A 6,252-nucleotide genomic window follows, 5' to 3' on the forward strand; every position below is an offset into this window, starting at 1 on the left:
GGAGAACCCATCACCATGCCGCGCATAGACACCCACCACCACGTCATCCCTCCGTTCTATCGAGCGGCGCTCCAAGCCGCGGGGATCGACGCGGCCGGAGGACGCGACCTACCCGCCTGGACCCCCGAGCTATCGCTCGAAGCAATGGATGCGTTGGCGGTCAGCACCGCCATTCTTTCGGTGTCGACGCCGGGAACAACCTTCCTCGACGAACCACGCGCCGCCGCCCGTCTCGCGGCGCAGATCAACGACTACTGCGCAGAACTCGCCGGTGGTGCGTCGAGCCGGTTTGGGTTCTTCGCGACGCTGCCGACACCACACCCGACACTGGCCGCGACCGAAGCGATCCGAGCGCTCGACGATCTGAACGCCGACGGCGTTGTCTTACTTGCCAACTCGGCGGGAAGGTACCTGGGCGAGGACGGACTCGAGCCGCTCTGGGAAGAACTCAATGCACGCGGATCGGTCGCGTTCATTCATCCGGCTGAACTCCCTAGTCCGGCAGTAGCGGGAATTCCACCGTTCGCAACGGACTTTCTCCTGGACACAACGCGCGCCGCATATCTGCTCGTCAGCAACAACATTCGGCAGCGGTACCCCAATATTCGCCTTCTCCTGAGCCACGGAGGCGGATTCGTACCCTACGCCGCGCACCGCATGGCGATCGCAATAGCCGGTAGCACGGGCCGCAGCATTGTTGACATTCTCGACGACTTCCGCAGCTTCTATTTCGACCTTGCACTCACCGCCAGCAACGCATCGTTGCCCAGTCTGCTGGCGTTCGCGCAGCGCGGACACATTACCTACGGCTCGGACTGGCCCTTCGCGCCCACGGTCGCCGGCGCCTACTTCACCGCGAACCTGGAGAACTACCCAGACCTCGACGCCGCGCAGCGTGACGCGATCGAATGGTCCAACGCGGCGCAGATGTTCCGGCAGCCATAGCTGGGCGCACCTCATCTGTGTCGATTCACCTTCGGCGGTGCCGAAGGTGAATTGCGACAGATGAGGTGCGAGCGTTCGTCGCGCATATTCAGACTCGGCGGCTGGAACCCACCACGTCCGATTCTCAGCGAAACGCGGCCACGCCCATCCCGAGTGCGCCGACCACTGAAAGCCAGGTGCGCACCGCGTTCCACGTCCCCCAGGTACTGACGAACGTGGCCCAGTCCACCGTTCCAGCGGCAAGCCGTTGGTTGAGAGGCACGTTGATCGCCACCGTCGTCACGAACGCTACGACGACGAGCACCGCACCGATCACCCCGGCAAGTCCGCGAACGTCGCGAGGACCGAATGCAACGATCCCGACCACGACGGCCACGGCCAGCACAGGCGCGAGGAAGAAGACCGCGAGGAAGGGTGGACGCTCCACAGCGGAGTTCATCCTGCGCATCGCGTCAGCGCCGTCGACTCCGCTCAAGGCCGCCATCACCGTGGCGTAGGCGAAATAGAAACCTCCGAGCACTGCGCTGCAGAGCACGGCCGACCCGATCAGCAATTTCATTGTCATGACTACAAGCATCTGTCGACGCTTTGGCGTTATCCATGCCGAAAAGGCCCGATATTCATACGCAAACGTCTAATCTGAGGTTGTGGACCCTCTGTTCAGGATGCTGTCCGGGCTTCGGGCACAGGGCTTGTTCTCACTCCGACTGTCCATGAGCGCACCGTGGTCGGTCGACATCGACGACGGCGCCCCACTCACCGTGATCGCCGTCGACCGCGGATCGGCGTGGCTCGTGGGATCGGAAGAGGAAGTGCTTCTGACGGCGGGGCAGGTCGCATTGGTCGCGCACGGGCCGCGCTACGTGGTGGCCGACGAGCCTGACCGCGCCCCGACCGTTCGAATCGTGGAGGGCGGCAAGTGCATTGCGCTCCACGAGTCGATGCAGTCTGCGGTACACCGAGGTCTGCTGACGTGGGGCAATCACAGCGACGGAGCCGACCAGCTCCTCGTCGGAACCTATGCGTCGGCATCCCAGGTCGGGCGACATCTCACCGAGCAGTTGCCCGACTTCACAGTGCTTCCGCGCGGCGGCGTCGACGAAACGACACTCGCTCTGTTGCGTCAGGAACTCGCCGACGCGAAACCGGGACACAGCTTCGTCATCGACCGCCTGCTCGACGTTGTGGTGGCCTCCACCATTCGCGCCGCCGGACCCTTGGCGGGGCCCGGGTGGCTGTCCGGCACACTCGATCCGACGGTTGCCGGCGCGCTCGACCTGATCCACGACTCACCCGAGAAGCCTTGGACGGTAACAGCACTCGCCGCAGCGCTGCACGTTTCCAGGTCCGGCTTGGCCGCCAAGTTTCGTGACAGCGTGGGGGAGACGCCCGCGAGATATCTCACGCGCTGGCGAATGACCCTGGCTGCCGACGCACTCGTCGCATCCGACGACGGCCTCGAGACGATTGCCCGGCGGATCGGCTACGGATCAGCGTTCTCGTTCAGCAACGCGTTCAAGACGATGCACGGGACGAGCCCTTCGCACTACCGCCGCGAGCGTCGATGAGTGCGCGGCGCAGCCGGCGGTGCGCCGCGTCGAACGCGCGGGTCGACGTCGTCGTGGGTCGAGAGCCGGCACTCATCGAGACCGCACCTCATCTGTGACGATCTACCTTCTGCACTGCCGAAGGTGCCGAGCGACAGATGAGGTGCGGGTTCGCTCATCGCACGCGAGGGTCGGCGTAACGGCGGTTGGCCCAGCGCCGCCGCGACCTACCGCACGGCGGCGAAACGCCCAGCCAGGAATGGCGTCGAATCAACGAGCGAGGCCTGCACGTTGCCGGAACCGCGACATCGCCGATGCCCGCCGGCGGTAAACCACCTGCCGTGCCGGAGAAGACGATCCGGGCGATCCGAAGGCCGTGCCGCGAGCAGGTGAGGTCTGCAAACGATGCGTTGGCGGCGTGGGTGGCATTGACGATGCCGACTCCTGTCATCGCTGCGACGATCGGCTTGCCCCGGATCTCCGCAGCGTGCGTCGCGATCGTGGCCGGGATTGTTCGACGTGCAGTCACGTCTACATCGTCGACCATCGTCGGACTGCGCAGCACCATGACATTTCGATAGCCCCCCATACGCGGTATGGGGCAACGCGCGGCGCCGCCTCCCCGTGTGGGGAGGCGGCGTGGCGTCGTGAACTTCAGGCTGTGATGAGTTCGTCGTCGGACTTGTTCTTCTCGGCGTATCCGGGAGGCCCGAAGAGGTAGCCGAGGCGGCCGCGCCACGTCTGAGCGCGCGCTGTGTCGCGAAGCATGTTCACTGTCTCGACGTAGTTGTACTTGATGGGATTCTGGGTCTCCACGTCGTGGAGAAGTCCGTACCGCACCGGCTCGGTCTCCTCGGCATACGAACCGAAAATGCGATCCCAGATGATGAACACACCGCCATAGTTCTTGTCGATGTAAGGCTGGTTCGATCCATGGTGAACGCGGTGGTGGGACGGGCTGTTGAAAATGAACTCCCAAGGCGCCCATAGCTTGTCGATACGTTGGGTATGGAACGGGATCTGGAAGAGCAGACCGGCTGTGTTGAGTAGGAGAATCATCCAGACCGGGAATCCCAGTAGGGCCGCGGGGAGCCAGGCGAGGCTGCGCAGTGTGTAGGACACAGGGTGAAACCAGGGCAGCCGCAGGTTTGTGGACAGATTGAAGTAGTTGCTGGAGTGGTGCACGCTGTGTGCGGCCCAGAGGAGCCGGATGCGGTGGTCGCCGCGGTGCGCCCAGTAGTAGCAGAAGTCGGTGACGACCAGGCATGCCACCCACACCCACCAGTGCTTGGCCGACAAGTGCAGCGGCGTGAGCGCTGAGGCGACGACGATCGTCGAGAACGGCAGGATGTACTGAGTAAGCGCCTTGGCGGCCGTGTTGATCAGGTACGTGGCCCAGTTTCCGACGTAGTCGCGCACAGAACGTTTGGAGAACGTATGTGTGGCGTCGCGGTCTCGTCTGTGGTCAACGTATTCGACGATCGAGAGCAAGATAAATGCAGGTACAGCCGCGAGGAGCAAAGTACTGGTTGCGTTCATGTGCAGAACTCTATTGACGGTGACCTGCACAAACATCCCGCGAAGAACTGATTTTCCCTCCCTCTCACGGGGGAGTCGACTAGCCTTCACACATGCCGGAGCCAGGACTCGTCGCCGTTCGAAAGTCGCTCGAACGTCAGTCACTCCTGGTGGCACTGTTCGCCGCCGTGATCGACGCGATGCTCTTCATTTCCTCGGGGATCTTCTCTGCCGCCCCGATTGCGGCGCTCACGATGACGATCACGCTGGTCGCCGCCGACCTCTGTCTTGCCCTACGCCCCAGCACCACAGCCGTGGTTGCCTACATTCAGGTGATCACACGTATCCTCGCGTGCCTACTGCTGAGCCACTACGCACTCGCGGCCGGTATCGGCAACGTCGGCGTGCTGGTCGCCGGTTACCGAGCCGGCGCATGGCTGCCCGCCCGGGCTTCGGCGACCGTGTTGCCAGTGCTGATGGCAGGAGTCGCGACGGCGGCATATCTCAACGGCTCAGCCGATGTGTGGTGGATGATTCCCGCCATCGCGGTCTCGAATGCGTTGATCCCGTGGCTCGTTGGCCGGTACACCGCCGCCGGAGGCGCCTACGTCACCAAACTGGAGATGCAGCGGAAGAGTGACCACGCAGCGCTGGCCAAAGCTCTCGCCGACGAGCGCGAGGCCATCGCCCGTGATCTGCACGATGTCATCTCCCACCACGTCAGTGCGATAGGCATCCACGCAGGCGCGGCCCGAATGACCCTCGGATCGAACATCGAGGCGTCGGAGCGATCACTGCGGGCGGTCGAGACATCGAGCCAGGCGGCCATGAAAGACCTTCGTCTGCAACTCGACATCCTGCACGGTCGCGACGACGCGGGCGAGGTGCAACCCGGCCTCGCCAACATCCCCGAGCTGGTCGAGTCTGTCGGTCGGGCCGGACTCTGTGTGGACATCAACCTTCCGCGCGGACTGGTCACGTTGCCGAAATCGCTCGACGTCATCGTGTATCGAATCGTCCAGGAATTGCTGACCAATGCATTGCGTCACGGCGACGGATCGGCCTGCCTCAAGGTTCGCCGAGATCGATCGCGAATCGTCATCGACGAGTCGAATCCCATTGCGGCCGAGGTCTACACAGGCGACTCGCTGCACCGCGGACTCGACGGTATGCGGCGTCGCGCAGAGTTGTTCGACGGCCGCGTCGAATGCGGCGCCGACGAATTGGGGCAATGGCGCACCCTTGTCGAGATCCCGGTGAGTACACGATGACCGAACCCATCACCGTTCTCGTCGCCGACGACCACGCCGTGTTCCGCGCGGGACTCAAGGCCGTCATCGACGCCGGCCCTGATACTTCGTGCGTTGCCGAAGCAGACGACGGCCGCGCCGCGATCGAGGCGGCTCAGCGGGTCCAACCAGCCGTGGTGGTACTCGATGTGCGAATGCCCAGGCTCGACGGTGTCGCCGCCATCGAGCCGATCATCGCCGCCACCGACGCCAAGATCCTGATGCTCACGACCTACGACAGTGAGAAGGTGCTCGCCACCGCGCTGCGTGCCGGGGCCTCAGGCTTTCTACTCAAGTCGTCGCCTCCGGAAGAGATCGTCGGCGCGATTCGCATTGTGGCGCGCGGTGATTCGGTGATCGATCCCGCCATGACGCGCCGTTTGGCAGCCCGCGTCGCCGACACTCTGACCGAGGTGCCGGTGCCCCCGGAGGTGGCGACGCTGACGGCACGCGAATTCGAGGTACTGCTCCTCATGGCCGAGGCACACAGCAACGCTGAGATCGCCGCCGAACTGTACCTGGGGGAGCAGACGGTCAAGACTCACGTATCCCACATCCTGGCCAAACTTGGCGTGCGCGACCGCATTCAGGCCGTGGTGTACGTGCACCGGCACCGACTGTCTGCCGTGACGCGTCCCTGACGCCGACGACTGCACCTCATCTGTCGCGGTTCACCTTCAGCGGCGCCGAAGGTGACGAGTGACAGATGAGGTGGATTCGCGCATCGCACACCATCGACGACTACGAAAGCGCAAGCGGAGCGGCGCGCCGACCTACCGCCAGCAAGTACTTCCACTCCATCCGGCCGTCGATGAGGTACTCGTCGGCCAGGGCTGATACAGCCGTGTCGAGCTCGGCGGTGCGCGTCGCGTCGTCGGCGATAAAGCGGTAGACGGCGATGATCGGTCCATAGTGTGCTTTGAAGAAGTCACGGAACTCGACGCGGGAGCGGG

The 6,252-nt window shown here is 63.9% G+C and carries 7 protein-coding genes and 1 pseudogene; 4 read left to right on the top strand and 4 right to left on the bottom strand.

What is annotated here, in order from left to right; all coding sequences use genetic code 11:
- The first annotated feature begins 15 nt into the window (after window positions 1–15).
- Entirely contained in the window at window positions 16–945 is a 930-nt protein-coding gene (locus tag GOSPT_RS03770; protein ID WP_005203101.1) for an amidohydrolase family protein, read from the top strand.
- A gap of 124 nt (window positions 946–1,069) precedes the next feature.
- Here GOSPT_RS03770 and GOSPT_RS03775 read toward each other — a convergent pair whose 3' ends face one another.
- Entirely contained in the window at window positions 1,070–1,510 is a 441-nt protein-coding gene (locus GOSPT_RS03775; RefSeq protein WP_231894747.1) for an anthrone oxygenase family protein, read from the bottom strand.
- A gap of 82 nt (window positions 1,511–1,592) precedes the next feature.
- Here GOSPT_RS03775 and GOSPT_RS03780 point away from each other — a divergent pair, with 82 nt between their 5' ends.
- Window positions 1,593–2,513, top strand: coding sequence for an AraC family transcriptional regulator (locus GOSPT_RS03780; protein WP_231894746.1), 921 nt, complete (start codon window positions 1,593–1,595; stop codon window positions 2,511–2,513).
- A gap of 154 nt (window positions 2,514–2,667) precedes the next feature.
- Here GOSPT_RS03780 and GOSPT_RS03785 read toward each other — a convergent pair whose 3' ends face one another.
- Both GOSPT_RS03785 and GOSPT_RS03790 read right to left on the bottom strand, forming a co-directional pair.
- Window positions 2,668–3,021 (bottom strand): phosphorylase family protein, encoded by a 354-nt coding sequence (locus GOSPT_RS03785; RefSeq protein ID WP_168431270.1) that lies wholly within the window; start codon window positions 3,019–3,021, stop codon window positions 2,668–2,670.
- A 125-nt stretch (window positions 3,022–3,146) separates the two neighbouring features.
- Window positions 3,147–4,031: a sterol desaturase family protein gene (locus GOSPT_RS03790; protein WP_039854532.1), complete on the bottom strand. Its 885-nt coding sequence runs from the start codon at window positions 4,029–4,031 to the stop codon at window positions 3,147–3,149.
- Between the two features lie 92 nt (window positions 4,032–4,123).
- Between GOSPT_RS03790 and GOSPT_RS03795 the strand changes: the two genes are divergently transcribed.
- Both GOSPT_RS03795 and GOSPT_RS03800 read left to right on the top strand, forming a co-directional pair.
- The gene (locus GOSPT_RS03795; RefSeq protein ID WP_005203108.1) at window positions 4,124–5,281 is read left to right on the top strand and encodes a sensor histidine kinase; all 1,158 of its coding nucleotides are present in this window, start codon (window positions 4,124–4,126) and stop codon (window positions 5,279–5,281) included.
- Window positions 5,278–5,940: a response regulator gene (locus GOSPT_RS03800; protein ID WP_005203110.1), complete on the top strand. Its 663-nt coding sequence runs from the start codon at window positions 5,278–5,280 to the stop codon at window positions 5,938–5,940. Before GOSPT_RS03795 ends, GOSPT_RS03800 begins: the two co-directional genes overlap by 4 nt.
- A gap of 100 nt (window positions 5,941–6,040) precedes the next feature.
- On the opposite strand, the pseudogene GOSPT_RS23790 reads toward GOSPT_RS03800, so the two are convergent.
- Window positions 6,041–6,252 (bottom strand): annotated as a pseudogene (locus GOSPT_RS23790) (hypothetical protein); the annotation flags it as partial.

Origin of the sequence: Gordonia sputi NBRC 100414 (assembly GCF_000248055.1) — a bacterium.
GTDB classification, from domain to species: Bacteria; Actinomycetota; Actinomycetes; order Mycobacteriales; family Mycobacteriaceae; genus Gordonia; species Gordonia sputi.

Bases quoted from the DNA above. Each gene is read 5' to 3' on its own strand.
- GOSPT_RS03795 (WP_005203108.1), top strand. From the start codon at position 4,124: ATGCCGGAGCCAGGACTCGTCGCCGTTCGAAAGTCGCTCGAACGTCAG.
- GOSPT_RS03775 (WP_231894747.1), bottom strand. From the start codon at position 1,510: ATGACAATGAAATTGCTGATCGGGTCGGCCGTGCTCTGCAGCGCAGTG.
- GOSPT_RS03770 (WP_005203101.1), top strand. From the start codon at position 16: ATGCCGCGCATAGACACCCACCACCACGTCATCCCTCCGTTCTATCGA.
- GOSPT_RS03800 (WP_005203110.1), top strand. From the start codon at position 5,278: ATGACCGAACCCATCACCGTTCTCGTCGCCGACGACCACGCCGTGTTC.
- GOSPT_RS03790 (WP_039854532.1), bottom strand. From the start codon at position 4,031: ATGAACGCAACCAGTACTTTGCTCCTCGCGGCTGTACCTGCATTTATC.